The 18,728-nt window shown below is 61.8% G+C and carries 15 protein-coding genes; 6 read left to right on the top strand and 9 right to left on the bottom strand.

Annotated elements, in window-relative coordinates; all coding sequences use genetic code 11:
- Positions 1 to 105 precede the first annotated feature (105 nt).
- Positions 106 to 1,686, bottom strand: coding sequence for a response regulator (locus tag BR41_RS07380; RefSeq protein ID WP_035054669.1), 1,581 nt, complete (start codon positions 1,684 to 1,686; stop codon positions 106 to 108).
- A 216-nt stretch (positions 1,687 to 1,902) separates the two neighbouring features.
- On the opposite strand from BR41_RS07380, the gene hslU reads away from it, so the two are divergent.
- On the top strand, positions 1,903 to 3,228 hold the full coding sequence (hslU, locus tag BR41_RS07375; protein ID WP_035054667.1) for an ATP-dependent protease ATPase subunit HslU: 1,326 nt from the start codon (positions 1,903 to 1,905) through the stop codon (positions 3,226 to 3,228).
- A gap of 125 nt (positions 3,229 to 3,353) precedes the next feature.
- On the opposite strand, the gene BR41_RS07370 is transcribed toward hslU, so the two are convergent.
- Positions 3,354 to 3,677, bottom strand: coding sequence for a hypothetical protein (locus BR41_RS07370; protein ID WP_035054666.1), 324 nt, complete (start codon positions 3,675 to 3,677; stop codon positions 3,354 to 3,356).
- Positions 3,678 to 3,813: 136 nt separating this feature from the next.
- Between BR41_RS07370 and BR41_RS07365 the strand changes: the two genes are divergently transcribed.
- Entirely contained in the window at positions 3,814 to 4,059 is a 246-nt protein-coding gene (locus BR41_RS07365; protein ID WP_035054664.1) for a GlsB/YeaQ/YmgE family stress response membrane protein, read from the top strand.
- A 74-nt stretch (positions 4,060 to 4,133) separates the two neighbouring features.
- On the opposite strand, the gene BR41_RS23535 is transcribed toward BR41_RS07365, so the two are convergent.
- Both BR41_RS23535 and BR41_RS07355 read right to left on the bottom strand, forming a co-directional pair.
- The gene (locus BR41_RS23535; RefSeq protein WP_084186909.1) at positions 4,134 to 4,919 is read right to left on the bottom strand and encodes a carboxymuconolactone decarboxylase family protein; all 786 of its coding nucleotides are present in this window, start codon (positions 4,917 to 4,919) and stop codon (positions 4,134 to 4,136) included.
- A complete protein-coding gene (locus BR41_RS07355; RefSeq protein WP_035054662.1) occupies positions 4,864 to 5,328 on the bottom strand; it encodes a MerR family transcriptional regulator in 465 nt (154 codons plus the stop codon). The genes BR41_RS23535 and BR41_RS07355 overlap by 56 nt, the downstream gene beginning before the upstream one ends.
- A 183-nt stretch (positions 5,329 to 5,511) precedes the next feature.
- Here BR41_RS07355 and metH point away from each other — a divergent pair, with 183 nt between their 5' ends.
- On the top strand, positions 5,512 to 9,246 hold the full coding sequence (gene metH, locus BR41_RS07350; RefSeq protein ID WP_035054660.1) for a methionine synthase: 3,735 nt from the start codon (positions 5,512 to 5,514) through the stop codon (positions 9,244 to 9,246).
- A 61-nt stretch (positions 9,247 to 9,307) separates the two neighbouring features.
- Positions 9,308 to 9,484, top strand: coding sequence for a YhfG family protein (locus BR41_RS07345; RefSeq protein ID WP_156970600.1), 177 nt, complete (start codon positions 9,308 to 9,310; stop codon positions 9,482 to 9,484).
- A 299-nt stretch (positions 9,485 to 9,783) separates the two neighbouring features.
- Here the strand turns inward: BR41_RS07345 and BR41_RS07340 are convergent, their stop codons facing one another.
- Genes BR41_RS07340 through BR41_RS07320 form a run of 5 tightly spaced genes read right to left on the bottom strand, consistent with a single transcriptional unit; the run spans position 9,784 to position 17,816 of the window.
- Entirely contained in the window at positions 9,784 to 10,578 is a 795-nt protein-coding gene (locus BR41_RS07340; RefSeq protein ID WP_035054656.1) for a YfaP family protein, read from the bottom strand.
- On the bottom strand, positions 10,575 to 10,955 hold the full coding sequence (locus BR41_RS24585) for a DUF2300 domain-containing protein (RefSeq protein WP_035054654.1): 381 nt from the start codon (positions 10,953 to 10,955) through the stop codon (positions 10,575 to 10,577). Before BR41_RS24585 ends, BR41_RS07340 begins: the two co-directional genes overlap by 4 nt.
- The gene (locus tag BR41_RS07330; protein ID WP_084186908.1) at positions 10,936 to 15,519 is read right to left on the bottom strand and encodes an MG2 domain-containing protein; all 4,584 of its coding nucleotides are present in this window, start codon (positions 15,517 to 15,519) and stop codon (positions 10,936 to 10,938) included. The genes BR41_RS24585 and BR41_RS07330 overlap by 20 nt, the downstream gene beginning before the upstream one ends.
- 6 nt (positions 15,520 to 15,525) lie before the next feature.
- Positions 15,526 to 16,164 (bottom strand): DUF1175 family protein, encoded by a 639-nt coding sequence (locus tag BR41_RS07325; RefSeq protein WP_035054652.1) that lies wholly within the window; start codon positions 16,162 to 16,164, stop codon positions 15,526 to 15,528.
- Positions 16,161 to 17,816: a DUF2138 family protein gene (locus tag BR41_RS07320; RefSeq protein WP_169741264.1), complete on the bottom strand. Its 1,656-nt coding sequence runs from the start codon at positions 17,814 to 17,816 to the stop codon at positions 16,161 to 16,163. The genes BR41_RS07325 and BR41_RS07320 overlap by 4 nt, the downstream gene beginning before the upstream one ends.
- Positions 17,817 to 18,039: 223 nt before the next feature.
- On the opposite strand from BR41_RS07320, the gene BR41_RS07315 reads away from it, so the two are divergent.
- Both BR41_RS07315 and vapC read left to right on the top strand, forming a co-directional pair.
- Positions 18,040 to 18,291 carry a type II toxin-antitoxin system VapB family antitoxin gene (locus tag BR41_RS07315; protein WP_051710419.1) on the top strand — a complete coding sequence of 84 codons (252 nt, stop codon included), beginning with the start codon at positions 18,040 to 18,042 and terminating at the stop codon, positions 18,289 to 18,291.
- Positions 18,281 to 18,688: a type II toxin-antitoxin system VapC family toxin gene (gene vapC / locus BR41_RS07310; RefSeq protein WP_035054648.1), complete on the top strand. Its 408-nt coding sequence runs from the start codon at positions 18,281 to 18,283 to the stop codon at positions 18,686 to 18,688. Before BR41_RS07315 ends, vapC begins: the two co-directional genes overlap by 11 nt.
- Positions 18,689 to 18,728 lie beyond the last annotated feature (40 nt).

Here is an 18,728-nt window from a genome sequence, read left to right as displayed (position 1 = left end):
AGCGCCATGCGGGAATTGGTCGCAAATCCAGCCACGTCTTGGTTTGCATGGGGCGGACAACCCTGAGTCAGGTTGCCGGGTTGTCCGTAGCCCTCAATGCGTCGTTCAGGAGTGCGGTGCGTCGTCGCGGTAGAGCAATCTCAGCGCTTCGATTTCCGGCAGGATGCGGAAGAATGCATCGACGACGCTCGGATCAAAATGCTTGCCGCTGCCGGCGCGGATCGCGTCGAGGACGGCTTCACGCGGCCACTCTTCCTTGTAACAACGCGCCTGCGACAGGGCGTCGTACACATCGCAGAGCGCGGTAATGCGGCCGGCGATGTGGATGGCATCGCCCGACAAGCCTTGCGGATAACCGCTGCCATCCCATTTCTCGTGGTGCTGATGGGCGATGGTTGCCGCCATCTGCAAGATGCGTGGCCGTGCTTCCTTCAGCATGTCGTAACCGATGCTGGCGTGCTGATCCATGACCTTGCGTTCTTCGGTATCCAGCGGCCCCGGTTTGAGCAGGACACGGTCTGGAATGCCGACTTTGCCGATATCGTGCAGCGGCGCCGCAGTGCGAATTTCCTTAGCTTCCTCATCCGGAATGCCAAGCTCACACGCAAGCAGATACGCGTATTCAGACATCCGCCGGATATGGTTGCCGGTGTCCTTGGAGCGGTATTCCACCACCTCGGACAGCTGATAAATGATGCTGCGCTGGGCGTGCTCGATTTCGCGCGCCATCATCAGATTCTCGTATGCGATGCTGACATTGCGGCAGAACATGTCGATCAAGTCCCGGTCGCCATGCGACAAGGAAACCGGCCCCTCGATGATGAACAGGTTCACTGGGCCGTGCGGCGTGCGGAAAAAACCGATGAAGTGGTCATCAGCGTAAATGCTCTGCTGGCCGGAGACTGCTTGATCGATGGTTGGTCGGAAACGTGCCAGTTCGGCGGCGGGTAGCGTCTTGCCGCGCAAGTTGGTGTAGCCACCGGTTGCGTAGAGCACCTTGACCTGCTGCTCATCCTCGGAGAGCGCCGCAACGCTGCCGTGAACCACCACATACAGCGCATCCTGCTCAAAGAACAACAAGGATTGCAGCTGTTCGAGCACACCTTGCGCCAGTTGCTCGATCGACGGCTTCTGGAAGATCACCCGCGATGCCTCGATCACCTTCAGCAAGCCACGCCGGTTGGCATCGAGCATCTGGCGTTGCTGATCGATCAGCATGATGTCGTGATACGAGCGCAAGGTGCCGAGCACGGCGGTGTAGAGCTTGTCGCGCGTCAGCTCGGTCTTGGCCTTGTAATCGTTGATATCGTAGCTTTCGATGACCTCGCGTTCTGGCGCGACGCCCGGCTGGCCGGTACGCAGGATGATGCGGACTTGCCGATTGCCGAGTTCCTCGCGGATCGCCCGCGCGGTTTTCAGGCCGGCATCCTCGGTTTCCATCACCACATCGAGCAGGATCAGCGCGATATCGTTCTGCTGCGACAGATAGGCAAGCGCATCTGCGCCTGAATAACACGAATGCAATTTAAGCCGTCGACCGAGGAAGTTAATACCAGTCAGCGCCAGCTGCGTGACGCGATGGATGTCTGGTTCATCGTCAACGATCAGGACATTCCAGAAACTATCTGCCTCCTCGGCGGGGGCTTCATGGCTATCGTCGATCAGCCAGTCATCGTCCTGTGACATCGTCGGTATTCCGATCTGCTTACGAGGAATACCAGTATAGGCCCCAGATGTTCGCGTTTGCATGACGCTTGTCCGCCCCGCGACTCCATTGCGCAGGCGGAACGAGCTTACCGGCCGGAATTGATCGATGAATTGAATATTCTGCCGATCGTCGCCGCTTTAAATCCGACCGGCCGCCATCATCTTCGCCCTCTACGCGTAACGCTTGGAATCGCAATGACCACCATGACCCCGCACGAAATCGTTCATGAACTCGACAAGCACATCGTCGGCCAAGGGCCGGCCAAGAAGGCGGTCGCGATTGCGCTGCGCAACCGCTGGCGTCGTCAGCAAGTGGCCGAGCCGCTGCGGCAAGAGATTACGCCTAAGAACATTCTGATGATCGGCCCGACCGGCGTCGGCAAGACTGAAATCGCCCGCCGTCTGGCCAAGCTGGCCGATGCGCCGTTTATCAAGGTGGAAGCCACCAAGTTCACCGAGGTGGGCTACGTGGGCAAGGACGTGGACAGCATCATTCGTGATCTGGCTGAGATCGCCATCAAGAGCGCCCGCGATCTGGCGATCAAGCGCAACCGCATCCGTGCCGAAGACGCCGCCGAGGAACGCATCCTCGATGTGTTGTTGCCCCCGCCGCCCAAGAGCCCCTACGCCTCGGCCGACGACAGTGAGCCGGGCAAGGAAACGCGGCAGAAATTCCGCAAGATGCTGCGCGAGGGCAAGTTCGACGACAAGGAAATCGAGATCGAAGTCGCCGCCGCTGCGCCAACCATGGAAATCTTCAGCCCGCCGGGCATGGAAGACCTCTCCAGCCAGTTGCAAGGCTTGTTCAAGGGTGCATTTGCCGACAAGAAAAAACCGCAGAAGCTGAAAGTGCCCGAGGCGCTCAAGCTGATCACCGATGAAGAAGCCGCCAAGTTGGTGAACGACGACGAGCTGAAAGCCGAAGCGCTGAAAGCGGTCGAGCAGAATGGCATCGTCTTCATCGACGAGATCGACAAGGTCACCAGCCGCTCCGAGGGCAACGGTGGCGAAGTCAGCCGTCAAGGCGTGCAGCGCGACCTGCTGCCACTGGTGGAAGGCACGACCGTCACCACCAAGTACGGCATGATCAAGACCGACCACATCCTGTTCATCGCCAGTGGTGCGTTCCAGCTCACTCGGCCGTCTGACCTGATCCCCGAATTGCAGGGCCGCTTTCCGATCCGCGTTGAATTGTCGTCGCTCTCGGTAGAGGACTTCGCGCAGATTCTCACCGGCACCGATGCCTGCCTCACGCGGCAGTATCAGGCGCTGCTGGCGACGGAAGATGTTGAGCTGGAGTTTGCCGAATCCGGCATCAAGCGGCTGGCGGAAATTGCCTTCCAGGTGAACGAAGCCACCGAGAACATCGGCGCACGCCGCTTGTACACGGTGATGGAGAAGCTGCTGGAAGACCTCTCATTCGATGCCAAATCCGGCAAGGTCGCGCTGGATGGCGCGGCGGTGGATGCCAAACTGGGCGATCTGGCGGGTAACGAGGATTTGGCGCGTTACGTGCTCTGATGAGTTTTTGTCGGGTGGGTAGCCCTAAAGGGCTACCCACCCGACACCGTGTGCCAACGGTGAAGGGCAGCAAAGAAACAGGCCGCTTTAAAGCGGCCCGTATGCTGAATATGGCTTGAAGCAGATCAGACTTTCAGATTGACGCCGCCGGTTGCGGGTTTGGGTTTTTCCACCGGTTGCTGCTGCGCATAGGTTGCGACAGCTGCCGTGGCCGCATGGCCTTGCACGGTCTGGGTGGTCTTGAGCCCGGTTGTCGCGCCGACGTTTCCGGTTGGCGTGGTGGCGGTCGGGTTGGCGTTGAGCGCAAGCTGCTGCGCCTGGTTCGAAATCGTGACTTTCTCGGTGGTCGGTTTGGTCGTTTCGGGTGCTGGTTTAGGCGTGTTCTGTACATTGGCCTGCGGCTGCACGCTTTGCAGAAGACTCGTTGTTACGTTGCTGATGCTGTCCATGGCGATGCCTCCGCTTGCACGTCATTGATTCATCATACGCCGCGCTACAGACGGGGAAACCGCAAGTAGACCAACGGAAAATTCAATCAGCTCAGTGACTTGGCAACGGGCTGTTATTTAAAGGGAGTAGAAAACAATGGCATTCATCGGTTTCATTCTGGTCGGCCTCGTCGCCGGTTGGCTGGCGGGCAAGATCATGGGCAGTGGTGGTTTTGGGGTGCTTGGCGATATTGGCGTCGGTATCGTCGGGGCGATGGTCGGCGGTTTTGTGTTCAGCCATTTCGGGTTGCATGCCAGCGGCGGTTTCATTGGTAGCGTGCTGGTCGCCACTGTGGGGGCGGTGATCCTGCTCGCCATCATCCGGGCGATCAAGCGGGCTTGAATGGGCCGCAACGAAAAAGGCCGCCCGTTTGAGGTGGCCCTTTTTCTTGGGCGATACGGCTTGGGCGATACGGTTTACGCCTGCAATGCCTGTGCAATACCGTGGCTGTCGTCAAAGATCTTGTACTGCCTGATTAATCCATCTACGACAACGAAGCGCATCACGAAGTCGCCTTCATAAACGTGACCATTGCGATAGCGATAGCCGATGCGCCCGCGCAGCAGTGCTTCATCTTCGCCCTCGTACCAACGCTGCGGCGAGAAATGCAACGCTTCGCCAGCGGCGGCGATTTGCGCAAAGAAGCTCGCAACGCCGTCCCGCCCGTGTCGTGCGCCAGCCCACGGCACTTGCGCGGCATCGCCGGGCACCTGCCAGATCACCTCGTCTGCCAGTAAATCGAATGCCGGAGTACCAGCCTGCATGCTGGCGACAAAGGCACGAGCCACCGGGACCGGGGCCAGGGGCGGCGCGGGCGGCTGGTAGCTATCGAACACTTCACGAGCGGCAAATATGGCGTTGAGTGCGGCGGGGAAGCCGGCGTAAAGGGCGGTCTGGATCAGCACCTCGATCAGCTCCTCCTGCGTCAGCCCGACGTTCAGCGCGGCAGTCAGGTGCACTTTGAGCTGGGGCGTGGCGGTGCCCAGCGCCGCCAGCATCGCCACGGTGGCGAGTTCGCGTTGGCTTACCGACAGCCCCGGCCGGCGGTAGATTTCGCCAAAGCCGAACTCGATGATGTAGCGCCCCAGATCGGGGGCGATGCCGGCCAGGCTGGCGATGACTTTATCGCCCGCCTCGGCATCCACTTCACGCAGCCGAGCCAGGCCGGATTGATAGGTTGTGCTGTTGCTCGTGTTCGACATCGTGTGCTCCTGAAACCGCAGGTTGAAGGGAACACGATGCTTCCAGCGCAGCAGACTGCTCGCGGTAATAGGCGATCTTGTCGCGCAGCAACGCCAAATGCTGCTGCAATTGCGCAATTTCCGCCTCGACCGCATCCGCGTGGGTTTCCATCAGCGCCTGCCGGTTGGCAAGACTTTCGGCCGTTGCACCCTCGCGCCGCCACATCGCATAGCGCTGCATGTCGACAATCCCCATGCCGGTGGCCTTGAGCCGCAGCAGGAACTCCAGCCAGCGCAGATCGGCATCCCGATACTGGCGTTGGCCGCTGCGGCGCAGAATCGGGTCGATCAGGCCGATCGACTCGTAATAGCGCAGGGTGTGGGGCGTCAGGCCGGTGAGGGCGGCGACTTCGCGTATGGAAAGCATCATGTGGCACCCAGCGTAAAAGTTAGAGTGCACTCTAACGCAAGCGCTATATCTGTTGGATGCCCACCGCTGCCCAGCGGCCGTAAGCCACGGAAATGCGCATGCTAGAATCGCCGGTTTATCTTTTGATAAATTTATCCAAAAGATAAATTCGCCTGGCACCCCGGCTCGCTACTGGAATTACCCATGACCCGCCCCACCCCGCGTTTCGAATACATCCAATCCCTGCTCAATGACCGCATCCTGATTCTGGACGGCGGTATGGGCACGATGATCCAGCAATACAAGCTGGACGAAGCGGCTTACCGGGGCGAGCGTTTTGCCGATTGGCAGTGCGACGTGAAGGGTAACAACGACCTGCTGGTGCTGACCCAGCCGCAGATCATCGCCGCCATCCACCAGCAATACCTCGATGCCGGCGCGGATATCATCGAGACCAACAGCTTCAACGGCACCTCCATCGCGATGGCCGATTACGAAATGGAATCGCTGGTGTGGGAGCTGAATTTCGCTGCCGCCAAGCTGGTGAAAGACCTGTGCGTGGCGCAGACCGCCGCCACCCCCGACAAGCCGCGCTTCTGCGCCGGCGTGCTCGGCCCCACCAACCGCACCTGCTCGATCAGCCCGGATGTGAACGACCCCGGCTATCGCAACGTGACCTTCGATGCGCTGGTCACCAGCTACCTCGAAGCCATCGATGGCCTCGTCAAAGGCGGCGCGGACCTGCTGCTGGTCGAGACCATCTTCGACACGCTCAACGCCAAAGCGGCGGTGTTCGCGATCCACAAATACTTCGACGATCACCCGGAAACCGAACGCTTGCCGATCATGGTCTCCGGCACCATCACCGACCAATCCGGCCGCACTCTCACCGGCCAGACCACCGAGGCGTTCTACAACTCGCTGCATCACGCCGATGCGATTTCTTTCGGCCTGAACTGCGCGCTTGGCCCCGATCTGCTGCGCCCGTACGTGGAAGAAATGGCGCGCATTTCCGACACCTTCGTCTCCGTCCACGCCAACGCCGGCCTGCCGAATGCCTTCGGCGGCTACGACCTTGGCCCTGAAGAAATGGCGGTCAACGTGAAGGAATGGGCCGAATCCGGCCTGATCAACATCGTCGGCGGCTGCTGCGGTACCACGCCGGACCATATCGCCGCCATCTACGCGGCGGTGAAAGACCTCCCCCCGCGCCGTCTGCCCGAGATCGAACCCAAATGCCGCCTGTCCGGTCTGGAGCCGTTCAACATCGGCGACAGCGACCTGTTCGTGAACGTGGGCGAGCGCACCAACGTCACCGGCTCCAAGGCGTTCGCGCGGCTGATCCTGGCCGGCGATTACCCGGCCGCGCTGGACGTCGCCCGCCAGCAGGTCGAAGCCGGCGCGCAGATCATCGACATCAACATGGACGAGGGCATGCTGGACGCCCACAAGGCCATGGTCACCTTCCTTAACCTGATCGCCGCCGAGCCGGACATCAGCCGCGTGCCGATCATGATCGACTCGTCCAAGTGGGACGTGATCGAAGCCGGCCTGAAATGCGTGCAGGGCAAGTGCATCGTCAATTCGATCTCGATGAAGGAAGGCGTCGATAAATTCATCGAACAGGCCCGCCTGCTGCGCCGCTATGGCGCGGCGGTGATCGTGATGGCGTTCGACGAAGTCGGCCAAGCCGACACCTATGCCCGCAAGATCGAAATCTGCGAAAAGAGCTACCGCATTCTGGTCGATGAAGTCGGCTTCCCGCCGGCGGACATCATCTTCGACCCGAACATTTTCGCCGTTGCTACCGGTATCGAAGAACACGCCCGCTACGGTCTCGATTTCATCGAAGCCACCGGCTGGATCAAGCAGAACCTGCCGCACGCCAAGATTTCCGGCGGTGTGTCCAACGTGTCGTTCTCGTTCCGCGGCAACAACAAGGTGCGCGAAGCGATCCACGCCGTGTTCCTTTACCACGCCATCCAGCGCGGCATGACCATGGGCATCGTCAACGCCGGCGCGCTGGAAGTGTACGAGGAAGTGCCGGCCGAATTGCGCGACCGCATTGAAGATGTGGTGTTGATGCGCGATGCAGGCCCGGACCCGCTCGCTGCTACCGAAGCCCTGATTACCCTCGCCGAATCCTTCCGTGGCGATGCCAACCAAGCCAAGGGCGAGGACTTGAGCTGGCGCAACGGCAGCCTGCAAGAGCGCATCACCCATGCCCTCGTCAAAGGCATCACCACCTTCATCGTTGAAGACACCGAAGAAGCGCGGCTGGCCGCCGAGCGCCCGATCCACGTGATCGAAGGCCCGCTGATGACCGGCATGAACCACGTTGGCGATCTGTTCGGCGCCGGCAAGATGTTCCTGCCGCAAGTGGTCAAATCCGCCCGCGTGATGAAAGCCGCTGTGGCCCACCTCGAACCCTTCATCGAAGAAGAAAAGATCCGCATGGGTCTGGCCGATGCGCCAGCCAAGGGCAAGATCGTGATGGCGACGGTGAAAGGCGATGTGCACGACATCGGCAAGAACATCGTCGGCGTTGTCCTGCGTTGCAACAACTATCAGGTCACCGATCTGGGCGTGATGGTGCCGGCGCAGAAGATTCTCGATACCGCCCGCGAAATCGGCGCGGACATCATTGGGCTATCCGGCCTGATTACCCCATCGCTCGAAGAAATGGCCCACGTCGCCAAGGAAATGGAACGGCAAGGTTTCGATATTCCGCTGCTGATCGGCGGCGCGACCACCTCCAAAGTACACACCGCCGTGAAGATCGAGCCGAATTATCCGAGCGGCAACGTGATCTACGTGCCGGATGCCTCCCGCGCCGTCGGCGTGTGCTCCAACCTGCTCAGCGATGAACTCAAGCCGGACTTCGTGCAAAAGGTGCGCGCCGAATACGACAACATCCGCACCATCCACGCCAACAAGGACAAGACCAAGTTCCTGTCCATCGCTGCCGCGCGAGACAACCGTTTCAAACCGGAAGGCGAATTCGACTGGGCCAGCTACATCCCGCCCAAGCCCAAGCAGCTCGGCGTATTCAAGTTCGAAAACGTGCCGCTGCAAGACATCGCGCCATATATCGACTGGAGCCCGTTCTTTAACGCCTGGGAGCTGTTCGGCAAGTATCCGAAGATTCTCGATGACGCCGTCGTCGGTGAATCCGCCCGCGCCCTGTTCGCCGATGCGCAAAAGATGCTCAAGGAAATGATCGCCGGCGCGTGGGTCAGCGCCAACGGCGTCGTCGGCCTGTTCCCGGCCAACAGCGTGAACGGCGAAGACATCGAAATCTACGACCCGGCCACCGGCAACACGCTGATGACCTGGCACAACCTGCGCCAGCAAAACATCAAGGCGGCCGGCAAGCCCAACTGGTGTCTGGCTGACTTCGTTGCCCCCAAGGAATCCGGCCAAACGGACTATCTGGGCGCATTCGCCGTCACCGGTGGCATCGGCATCGACCCGCACGTGGAACGCTTCGAAAAAGCCAACGACGACTACAGCGCCATCATGGTCAAGGCGCTGGCCGACCGCTTCGCCGAAGCCTTTGCTGAATACATGCACGAGAAAGTTCGCAAGGAACTGTGGGGCTACGCCGCCGACGAGCAGCTAAGCGTAGATGATCTCACCGACGAGAAATACAGCGGCATCCGCCCGGCACCCGGCTACCCCGCCTGCCCGGACCACACCGCCAAGACGGGTTTGTTCGAGATTCTCGACGCCAACAGCATCGGCATGCTCCTGACCGAAGGCTACGCCATGCTGCCGACCGCGGCGGTCAGCGGTTTCTACTTCAGCCACCCGCAATCGCAGTACTTTGCGGTGGGCAAGGTGAACAAGGATCAGGTCGAGGAATACGCCAAGCGGCGTGGCGTGAGCGTGGTGCAAGCCGAGCGCGATCTGGCGCCGAATCTGGGGTACAACGCGTGATGATCGCCGCGCCTTTTGGCGCGGCTGATATATTGAAATGATCCTTGAGTGGGGCAGCGAAATGCCCAAATCGCCCAACAAACTCAAAAGTGCTTACGTCGCACAAACCCGGTTGGCAAACTACAACGCCAGCCTGCAACTGGAAGGCTATGCGCCATCGACTGCGCGTGTGGTTAACAGTGCTGAACTGTCGATCGCCAAGGCGCAGCTGGTACTGAAATACACACAAAAGCCGTGATCGATAAGTATGGCGAAGGGCCGTGCGGCGACACTTGTAGGTTGGGTTGAATGAAATGAAGCCCAACAATGGTGACGCTGCGATATGTTCGGCTTCGCTATGCTCAATCCAACCTACGTGGCTGCCGGACTTGCGAAGCGACCTTCTGTAGGAGCGAGCTTGCTCGCGATAGCACTGTTTCATTCACCATCGCCATCGCGAGCAAGCTCGCTCCTACAATGGCCTGCCAGACGGAAAAAGCACCGCGTTTCCTAAATGGAGAGCGGTGCTTTTGCTTTAAGTGAAGCGGCTTGTCACTCCTACGGATAAACAAAACTCCCCACCAGCGTCAATTCCCCCGGCCGGCGCATCGGGACGCGCACCAGCTGCTGCTTTTCGTGCAGGGTGTTTTCATTGCTGATGATGCTGACCTGCGCGATGGTGATGTCATTTTGCGAGCGACCATAACCGCCGTAGTAATTGACGTAGACCAGATAGCGCCCGGGCGGCGGGCTGGGGTTGGCGTAGATTTCCGGGCCATAGCCGCTGGTGACGTCCACATCGAGCGCGCCGCCGTTCTTCACTACCCGATTGCCGTAATAGCAGTGCTGACCATCCGGGCTGACCACGTGCAGGTCCAGATCGGTGTCGTTGGTGCTCCAGGACAGCACCACGCGCAGCTTGGGCTGCACTTTGTCCTTGTTGCTGTCGTAGAACTGCGCGCTGGCGCTTTCTTTGCCGTCCGGGCTGTGGATTTCCACGCTGTTGCTGCCGCTGCCGAATGAATACGGGCGCGAGAAGCTGCCGTCTTCGTCGATGCGCAGCGGCATCGGCACGCCGTTGACCAGCAGGCGATACGGTTGCTCGATGTTTTTGCCTTTGTCGTCGGTTTTCGGGTGACGGCCGATGTGGCCGCGAATCAGCGCCAGCTGGCTTTGCCCGGCTGGCGTGTTGACGAAGTTGGCCGGGTAAGTGACGGCTTGCGTGTAGCGCTCGGTCTTGCCGGACGTGTTGCGCCAGCCGCTGGTGGGCTGATCCAGTTGCAGCCCGTCGTCTGCGACGGCGGCGGTTGCGACGAGCAGCAGGCTGGCAAGCAGGGGCAGGGATGTGTTCATGGTTGTTCTACCAGTTGGCGTGCCAGCGATTCGACCCAGACCTCGTCATCACCATGCGGATGATGAGCAAAGGCGAGGTGCAGGTATTCGTGTGCAAGAGTGATCTGGGCGTCGAGGCTGGTGAGGGGGCGGACGTAAACGCGTTGCAGCACCTTGTCGGCAAACGGCCGGCCGTGACTGATCAGGCAGACGGTTACCGGCCCGACCGGCGCGTAGCCAGCTTCTTGCTGCAGGCGTGGTTGCCATTGCCGGGCCAGTTCCGCCAGCCGGGCGCTGATCTCCGGCGCGGGGGTGCAGGGCCGGCTGGCTGCGCCGGCCTGGGCTGCGATCAGTGCGGCGGCGAGTACGACAAAACGGTTAACGGATTTCCAGCGCACGTGGCTTGCCCTCGTTGTCGTAGGCCACATCCTGCGGCGCATACATGCCGAACAGTCGCGCCGCCGGCAGGGTGAAGCGGCCACCCTGCGTGAAGCGCACGATCTGCCGCAGCACGACTTTGCCATCCAGCAGGGCGACGGGTTGGGCATAGCCGAGTGGAATGTCCTGCATCGGCTGTACCTGCAGCAGCGGTTGTTCGTTGCCATCGTTGTCGGTGTAGCTGGCTTGGCCCGGCAGATTGGCGATATGCAGGCCGAAGTGCTGTTCTTCCACCAGCGCACCCGGCGGCAGCGCGGCTTCGATCAGGCCATAGCGGAGCGGTTTGGCGGATTCCAGTTCGATTTCGTCCAGATACAGCCGCTGCGTGGAGAGCTTGGCGTTCCACTCCAGTTTCCTGGCGGTGTAGCTGGCGTCATCCCCGGCCGGTTGTAGCTCGTACAGGCGGCGCGTGACTTTGACTGGCAGCGTGCCGGTCGATGGTGCGGCGGTGGTGTAGCGCAGTTCCGCCTGCAGCGTATCCGGTGCGCCGGTGGCCTTGAGGCTGATGGCCTCCGGCTTGCCGCTCCATAGCCATTGCTTGTCGCCACTACGCGTGCCCTGAACTCGCCAGTTGCCAGTGAGCGCAATGCCGGATTTGGCCGGCTTGCTGTCGCTGGCGAGCCAGAGCAGGGCGAGGGAGCGTTCCAGCGTCGGCGCGTCTTCGCTGATCTGCCCGAGCAGCGCCGCGCTATCGCCTTTCTTGCCGCCGGCATAGCCCGCCAGTGCTTGCAGCCACGGTTGCGGGCTGCTTTGCAGCAGGGCGATGCTGGCTTGCACCTTGGCATCGGTTTGCGGCGGCAGTGGCAGTTTCTGGACGGCGGCCAGCTTGCCGGCCAGCGCAAATGCAGTGGCACGCCCTAAGCCCGAATCCGGTGTATTCATCAGCGATTGGTAGCTGCTGTCTGCCTTGGGCGCGGGCAACGGGTTCAAGCGGCCGAGCAGCCCTTGCAGCGGCGTGCGGATCGCCTGACCGCTTTCCTGCGCCAGCCACAACGTCAGCGCCTGTTGCGCGACCGGCATGGTGGCGGCCTGCTTGGCGTAGAGCTGCAGGAAGGATTTGTCTTGCTCCAGCCGGCGCGGCACGCCCAGCGCAACGGCGGCGCGTTGCTCGGCCAGACGGGCGTAAGCGCTCAGCAGTGGATCGCCGGCGGTTTCGTCGCCCCACCAGCTGAAGTTGGCATCCGGGCCGCTCATGCGCAGCAGGCGCAGGCGGGCCTGGGCGATGTTGGCGCGCAGGTTCTGCTGCAGTGCCGGTTGATCCTTGAGGCGATCCCACGCCAGCGTGAGCGGCAGCAGGCGGCTGGCGGTTTGCTCCACGCAGCCGTAGGGGTAGTCGATCAACTGGTCGATCACCTTGCTCAGCGCCGCGCCTTCGCCATCCAGCAGCCGCAGGCGAATCTGGCTGGCATCGGCCGGCAGGCTGAGCTTGGCCTCGCCCTGATTGAGTGTCAGCAGCTGCGTGACGCCGCGTTCCGGGTTGGCGGATTGCAGGTGCAGATCGGTAATCAGCCGGTCGATCAGCTTGCCGTTCTGCTTCAGCTCGGCGACCAGTTGCGCGTTGCGCAGCGGGCCGGGGTCGATGCCCACGTAGCTGGTGCCGCGTGGCAGCGTCAGGGGCTTTTCCTGCTGCGGGCCGTTGCCGGCGCGTACCACCAGCGTGTAGCTGGCCTTGTCCACCTGGTTGCGCACCGCCAGTGTCAGCGCCGGGGCATCGCCTTCGCGGTAGCGCTGTGGGGCGTTCCATTGCAGATAGGCCGGCAGATCGGACTGGATGTAGCCCACGCGCTGGCCAACCACGCCGTCGTCGTCGATGGCGCGGGCGGTCATGCGCCAGCGGGTGAGCGCATCCGGCATGCGGAACTTGATCTGCAGCTGGCCGTTGGCATCGGTCTTGAGCTGGCCGTTCCAGTAGGCGGTGTCGATGTTGTCCCGGCGCGGGCGGACCAGCATTTTCTGCGAACGGTTGTTGTAGCGCATGCCGTCGTCCTCGCGGATACGCGGCGAGAACGCCAGATCGTAGCCATAGAAATTGAGGCTGGCGCTGGTGCGCACCGCATCGCGGCGCGGGTGGTAGAAGAAGTCGCTGATCTCCGGCGTGATTTCCGGCTGCAGCAGGTAAACCATCTCGTCGACCACGCCCAGGCTCAGCCGGGCCGGCGCGCCTTTGCCGTCGATGCGGGTGCTGATGTTGAGCGTGACCGTGTCGCCCGGCTTGTACACCGGTTTATCCGGCTTGATCGCCAGCTCGACACCCGGTTGCGCCACGGCAAAGCCACGGTTGGCGAACACGTGCGCACCGTTCTTCACGAACAGGGCCGAGAAGGTGACGTTGGGCTGGTAATCCTTGCTCACCGGCAGCCGCAGCCGCCATTGCCGGGCGTTGATCTTCTCCGCTTTCAGCCAGTCCGCGCCGGCTTGCAGCGTTGCGACTTGCTGGACGTTTTCCAGCTCGATGGTGAGCAGGGCATCGTTCACGTCTTCGGGGAAGGTGAGGGTGACATTGGCGGTATCGCCGACCTGATAACGCTCACGGTCGAACAGGATGGAGATCGCGCCGGGGGCGGTCTTGAGGCTAGGGCCGGTGACGCTGTGGCTGAGCTGGCCCAGTTGCACGCCGGCAGCATCGGTCACGTTGATCTGGTAGCTGCCGGCCTTGGCGAAGCTGGCGGTGAAGGTGTCGCCGGTGATGGTGCCACCCAGGGTTCTACCGGTCTGGCTGCGATCTTCCAGCCGGGTGGCGCTCCACTTGGCAGGGCGGTTTTGCCCTGGCCAATCGCTCATTAGCTGCACCTTCAGCGGCTCATTCTCGGCGGTGTAGAGCTTGTCCGGCTGCAGGCGGTAGCGTGACTGGGCGCTGCCGATCTGGATTTCGCGGCTGGTGCTGACCGGGTAAGCGCCGTCCTGACTGGCGATGGCCTTGATCACGTAGCGGCTCGGCTCGGTCGCCGCCGGCAGGGTGAAACGGGCTTGGCCCTGCGCGTCCAGCGTGATGGTGTCCTGCTTGAGTTTGATCGGGAAAGCGCTCTGGTACTGCGGTTCGCCATTGACCATCGACAGCCGTTGGCTGCGCAGGATCAGATCCACGCTGGCATTGCCGACCGGGCTGCCGTCGGCCTGCCGCAGTTTGATGATGCCGCCGGGCGCTTCGCCGGCTTTGTAGGCATCGCGATCCAGCGTCAGCTCGATGTCGTAATGCGGCTTGGTGTATTCGGCCACGCGGATCGGCGCGGCGTAGATGCTGCCGCGATAGTTCAGCCGCAGATCGTAACCGCCGGCCACGGCGTTATCCGGAATGACCACGCTGGCTACGCCGCCGTCTTCGCTGAGCGACATGCTTTGCGACAGCAGATCGGTGCCGGCCGGGTCGCGCAGGGCCAGCGTGCCGGTAGCCGGCTTGATCTTGGTCGATTTGCGGGCGCTGGTGAATTCGCGGGCGTGCACCGCCAGTTGCACGGTATCGCCGGGGCGGTAGAGCGGGCGGTCCGTCACCATGTACAGCTTGGCGTTGTACACCTCGGCCGGGTAGTAGAAGTTCTCGGCGATGAACACGCCGCCTTGCGGATCGACGCCGAACACATTGTTCTGCTCGGGGGCGCGCTTTTCCATGATCAGCACGCCATGCTCATCGGTCTTGCCGGACTTGAGCACGCCGTTGCCGTCGCTCCACGCCAGCTCCGCCTTGGCGACGGGCGTGCCAGTTTGTTTTTGTGCTGTCCACGCCAGCATCTGTTCGCCGGAGACCTTGGTCACCAACACCGTATCCGACACGAACAGCAGCGTGACCGCACGATAGGTGCCCATATAGCCTTCGACGATGTACAGCCCCGGCGCGAGCTTGCCCAGCGGGATGCGCACGTTGCCGGAGACGGTGCGCAGGAACTCGCTGCTGCTGCCGGGCAGGCGGGCTTCCTGCTTCGGATCGATCGGCTGGGCCACCTGCAAGGGGTAGCGGAATTCGCTGACCAGCTCGAAGCCGTCCAGCAGCTTGTATTGCCGCACCGCTTTATAAATATGCTGCTGGTGGCCCAGGGCCGGCGCTTTCAGGGCCGGCGCGGCCTTGGTGACTGCGGTGCGGCTGTCTGAGGAGAACACGCGCTGCCACGCACGGCGGGAGCGCACGTACCACTCATCCCACAGGAAGGCGGCGGCATTGGCCGCGCCATCGCCACGGAAATCACCTTTCAGGTCGAGCTTGTGCAGGTCTTTCTGCTTCTTCAGAAAGGCCATCGCATCGGGCACGCGATACACCACCATATCCACGCCGCCGTAGCGCTTCGCGGCGTCGGTATCGGCTTCCAGCCGCACGGTGGCTTCGTCCTTGCTGGCGAAAGCGGAATCGGCCAGCAGATAGAACGACGCGCCCGGTTCGGCGAATTGGGCCGCCTGTGCCGGGATGAAACTGCACAACATGAGCACGATGGCGCTGGCCCAGCAACGGAACCAGACAGAAAGGAAGAAGTTGGAGCGCACTGCGAATCCTTGGGCGGCGGTGAGGGGCGCGGAAGTTTGTGTGGTGACTGGCATGGCGGATCAGGCGGGCAGAAACGCCAGGCGATAGATGCCGGCGAAGTTGGGGTTGTCGCTGCTGGGCCGCCAGCGGCTGTCTTGCCAGTTCATCAACTGATCGACCCGCACGGCGCGCATGCCGTTGTCTTTGGGCGTGACCGTGCCGGTGTGGTAGGCGATGTAGCGGCCGGTCCACACCATCAGATGCTGGTCGTCGCCTTGATCGAAGAACAGCAGATCACCCGGCTGGGCCTGATTGATGTCGCGCGAGACCAGCTGGCTGTTGTGCTGGATCAGCGCAAACGCCGGCACATAGGCCGAGCGTTTGGCATCGCTACCGACCCAGTTGTGACGCAGTGCTTGGCGCTGGCCGGACGAGAGTTCGACTTCCGGTGGCAGGTTGGCGAGGCCGATGCCGTTTTGCTTGCGCCAGCGGGCATCGTGTTCACGCAGCGCTTCGGCCACGGCGAAGCGCACCAGACCGGCGCAATCACGTTGCTGCCAGCGCGGCGTTGGCCCCTGACGCAATTGCTCGCTGACGAGGCGAACGAACCAGGCGCGGAAGGCGTGGGCTTGCGTGGCATCCAGCTCCGCATCTGCTGCGTGAACGGCGGGCAGGCACAGCGCAGTCAGCAGGCTAAGCAAGGCAAGGCGTCGCTTCATTTCGCGCTACGCCATTGTAGTTGTTCCCAGTGCTGGTCCTGGCGCTTGTCGCTGGATGGGGCGAGGCTCAGCGCTACCGGGTCGAACTCGCCCAGCGCCTTCACATGGGGCAGCAGGTAGTTGACGGCGGCTTGTCGCAGCAGCGATTCCTGCTTGCCGGGCAGCGTGGCGACGGTGGCTTTTTCCAGCAGGGCCGATAGGGCGGCGGGGGCGATGTAGCCTTGGAGCGCTGCGTCGTGATCGAGTTTATCGGCCAGCGCGGGCCAGCTTTTCGCCTGGACTGACAGCGCGGTTTCCACCAGCTTGGCGCTGGGCGAGAACACGATGCTCGGCCCAGCCTGCGCCATGCTGACGTCGAAGTAGCGTTCGACGCGGCCAAACGCCTGCTTGTGCGCTTCGCTGGTGACGGGCAGCTCGCCGTCGTCGGCACTCACGGCACGTTGCAGCAACAACACACCATTCTTGTCACTGCGGCGGACTGGCAACTTGCGCTCGTCGGTATCGACCCCGGCTTCACGCACGCCGATCAGCCAGTCGAACAAGGTCGCAGCGTGCTTGGCGAAGCCTTGCGGGTCGTGCGTGCGGGCGAGCAGGAGCGGGCTGTAAAGGGAGGTGTCGGCATACCAGCAGATGGCTGCCGCCGGTTCCAGTTGCTTCAACCAGCCGGCTTTCACGTCGGCGGCCTCGCTGGTCTTGGCAAGCTTGCTCCACTCCACCGGGGCGGACAGGCACAGCGCGGCGCCCTCCGGGGCGGCGGCCAGCAACGGCGCGGCATTCCATTGGGTCTGGCCTGCCGTCGGGCCGGCGATCAGCACGTGGGTAAACCAACTGCTCTGGTTCACGTCCAGACGTACGGCCCGCAAGCTGGGGAACAGCTGCTGATAACCAAAGGACAGGTAGCGTGCGCCCAGCACCATGGCATGGCCCTCTTGGGCGGCCTGAATGCCGTAATGCTGCAACAGCGGGTTGCTGCCATCGGCCAGCAATTTGCCGAACACGCCGGTCCATTTCTTGGCCGGGCCGAGATGGTCGCCCGCCAGCATGTCCTTGTCGGACAGCACCAGCAGTTGCTGGCCATGCGCGGCAAACCACAGCGTTTCGTCCGCACCGTAGGCCACCTTGTAGAGCGGTACGGTGTCGGAGCCAACGCGCAGGGTGCCATCCTCGCTCAACTGGCGATCGCTGGCCGCCGCCTTGGCGACCCAGCCCAGCATGGCGTCCAGCCCGTCACGCTGCATGCGGATGACCCAATGCCGCAGCTTGCCATCCGGGCTTTTCCACAGTGCCAACTCAGCCGGTTTATCCAGCAGATGCTGCAGCAGGCGGTCTTGCAGCGTCAGCTCGTGTTCGAACGCGATGCGGCGCAGGCTGCCTTCCAGCGCCAGCTTGTCCGGGTGGTGCTCGTAGTAATCGACCATATCCTCGGTCAGCACCTTCTTGGCGAAGGGTACTGCCAGCAGCGCACGTGGCAATTCGGCAAGGCTGGGCGTGGCAATCACCGCATCGGGGGCGGTCAGGTCGGATGGCAGGCTGACGATGGGGGTGTCGAGCTTCGGCGGCAGCGCATGGGGCCGCCAGTGCCACCACAAGCCGCCTGCACCGGCGACAGCAAGCAGCGTGGCGGCGGCAATCCATTTTTTCTTGTTGAGCAAGGTGATCAATCCGGGATGCCCGTTGGGATCGGGGCGGTTCTGGTTGGGGTGGTCAGGATTCTAGCGTGAGTTCATATCGGAAGCTGGCAAGAATATGAAGGATCGGGTAATCAAATTGCAGGCACAGTGACGGGTAGAGGGAGCGGGAGCAGTTCGTTCTATTTCAGTCATCCTCAATTTGTTGATCTCAGCAGAAAAATCTGATTTTTTATGTGCATAAATAATGGCAATCTATGTGCATGAATTTGATTGGATGAATCCCATGAGAACCCATGTCGAACTGGATGATGATTTGCTCGCGCAGGTCATTGCGCTTGGTCAGTTCCCGACCAAGAAAGCGGCGATTCACGCTGCCCTGGCAGACTTCGCCAAAACCCTGAAACGCCAACAGTTGCTCGCCTTGCGCGGCAAGGTGCAGTGGCAGGGTGATTTAGAACAGTTGCGCAGCAACCGGGCAGCTGACGATGCTGGTTGATACCTGTGTCTGGATCGATTTTCTCAACGGTTATGAATCACCTGCTGCAGATCGTTTGGCCGCCGCCATTGCAGATGGCGAGCGTATTGTCGTGCCGGGTGTGGTGCTGACCGAAATCCTTTTGGGTCTCAAAACTGACGCGCAGGCCGAGCGTATTGCCAATCTGCTTGATGCATTTGATCGGTTGCTGGAACCGCAGCATGCGGACTATGTGGCAGCCGCCCGCATCTACCGGCTGTGTCGCAGCAAGGGTTTTACCATTCGCTCGACGATCGATTGCCTGATCGCCCAGCTTTGTTTGCGAGATCAAATAACGCTGCTCACCAAGGATCGGGATTTTCAGTCGATTGCCGAATGCACCGCGCTGCGGCTGGCTGCTGTTGATCGGTCCGCTTAGTGAGTTGAATCCGCCCCACTCGGCCAAATGTTCCATACAT

This window comes from Andreprevotia chitinilytica DSM 18519, assembly GCF_000711875.1.
GTDB classification, from domain to species: domain Bacteria; phylum Pseudomonadota; class Gammaproteobacteria; order Burkholderiales; family Chitinibacteraceae; genus Andreprevotia; species Andreprevotia chitinilytica.
The sequence above is the reverse complement of the archived record's forward strand: the minus strand, read 5'-3'. Positions and strand labels throughout refer to the sequence as shown.

Coding starts and splice junctions, on each gene's coding strand:
- BR41_RS07340 (WP_035054656.1), bottom strand. CDS start 10,578: ATGAACACATCCCTGCCCCTGCTTGCCAGCCTGCTGCTCGTCGCAACC.
- metH (WP_035054660.1), top strand. CDS start 5,512: ATGACCCGCCCCACCCCGCGTTTCGAATACATCCAATCCCTGCTCAAT.
- BR41_RS23535 (WP_084186909.1), bottom strand. CDS start 4,919: ATGTCGAACACGAGCAACAGCACAACCTATCAATCCGGCCTGGCTCGG.
- BR41_RS07355 (WP_035054662.1), bottom strand. CDS start 5,328: ATGATGCTTTCCATACGCGAAGTCGCCGCCCTCACCGGCCTGACGCCC.
- BR41_RS07315 (WP_051710419.1), top strand. CDS start 18,040: ATGGCAATCTATGTGCATGAATTTGATTGGATGAATCCCATGAGAACC.
- BR41_RS07380 (WP_035054669.1), bottom strand. CDS start 1,686: ATGTCACAGGACGATGACTGGCTGATCGACGATAGCCATGAAGCCCCC.
- vapC (WP_035054648.1), top strand. CDS start 18,281: ATGCTGGTTGATACCTGTGTCTGGATCGATTTTCTCAACGGTTATGAA.
- BR41_RS07345 (WP_156970600.1), top strand. CDS start 9,308: ATGCCCAAATCGCCCAACAAACTCAAAAGTGCTTACGTCGCACAAACC.
- BR41_RS07370 (WP_035054666.1), bottom strand. CDS start 3,677: ATGGACAGCATCAGCAACGTAACAACGAGTCTTCTGCAAAGCGTGCAG.
- BR41_RS07325 (WP_035054652.1), bottom strand. CDS start 16,164: ATGAAGCGACGCCTTGCCTTGCTTAGCCTGCTGACTGCGCTGTGCCTG.
- hslU (WP_035054667.1), top strand. CDS start 1,903: ATGACCACCATGACCCCGCACGAAATCGTTCATGAACTCGACAAGCAC.
- BR41_RS07365 (WP_035054664.1), top strand. CDS start 3,814: ATGGCATTCATCGGTTTCATTCTGGTCGGCCTCGTCGCCGGTTGGCTG.
- BR41_RS07330 (WP_084186908.1), bottom strand. CDS start 15,519: ATGCCAGTCACCACACAAACTTCCGCGCCCCTCACCGCCGCCCAAGGA.